The 1,021-nt window shown below is 70.0% G+C and carries 1 protein-coding gene; it reads left to right on the top strand.

Annotated elements, in window-relative coordinates; all coding sequences use genetic code 11:
* On the top strand, positions 1-945 hold a 945-nt coding region (locus CCN51_RS51140), incomplete at its 5' end, for a biotin/lipoyl-containing protein (protein ID WP_143676218.1).
* Between the last annotated feature and the right edge of the window lie 76 nt (positions 946-1,021).

Genomic DNA, 1,021 nt, shown 5'->3' with positions numbered 1-1,021 from the left:
ACCGTGGAGTTCCTGGTGGGCACGGACGGCACGATCTCCTTCCTCGAGGTCAACACCCGCCTCCAGGTCGAACACCCGGTCACCGAGGAAGTCACCGGCATCGACCTGGTCCGCGAGATGTTCCGCATCGCCGACGGCGAACCGATCGGCTACGACGACCCGCCCCTGCGCGGCCACTCCTTCGAGTTCCGCATCAACGGCGAAGACCCCGGCCGAGGCTTCCTCCCCGCCCCCGGCACCGTCACCACCTTCCAGCCCCCCACCGGCCCCGGCGTACGCCTGGACGCAGGCGTGGAATCCGGCAGCGTGATCGGCCCCGCCTGGGACTCCCTGCTCGCCAAACTCATCATCACCGGCGCCACCCGCACCCAAGCCCTCCAACGCGCCGCACGGGCCCTGGCCGAGTTCCAGGTCGAGGGCATGGCCACCGCCATCCCCTTCCACCGCGCCGTCGTCACCGACCCCGCCTTCACCAGCGACCCCTTCACCATCCACACCCGCTGGATCGAAACCGAATTCACCAACACCATCACCCCCTACACCCCCACCGGCACCGACGAAGCCGACGAGCCCGGCGCCCGGGAGACGGTGGTGGTCGAGGTCGGCGGCAAGCGGCTGGAGGTCTCCCTCCCCGCCTCGCTCGGCGTGGCCACCGCCACGGCGGGCGGTGGGGCCGGGTCGAAGAAGCCAAAGCGCAAGGCCGTGAAGAAGTCGGGATCGGCCGCCTCCGGTGACGCGCTGGCCTCGCCGATGCAGGGCACCATCGTCAAGGTCGCCGTGGCCGAGGGCGACCAGGTCGCCGAGGGCGATCTGGTCGTGGTCCTGGAAGCGATGAAGATGGAACAGCCGCTGAACGCCCACCGGGCCGGCACCATCAAGGGCCTGGCAGCCGAGGTCGGCGCCTCCATCACCTCCGGCGCCGTCATCTGCGAAATCAAGGACTGACATCAAGAGCTGACCCCCCGTCACACAGACGAAGCCCGGGCCCCGGTCGATCTTCTCGACCGGGGCCCGGGCTTCG

Origin of the sequence: Streptomyces milbemycinicus (assembly GCF_002154605.1) — a bacterium.
Lineage (GTDB): Bacteria > Actinomycetota > Actinomycetes > Streptomycetales > Streptomycetaceae > Streptomyces > Streptomyces milbemycinicus.
Note: the sequence above shows the minus strand (reverse complement) of the source record. Positions and strands in the feature narration are given on the sequence as shown.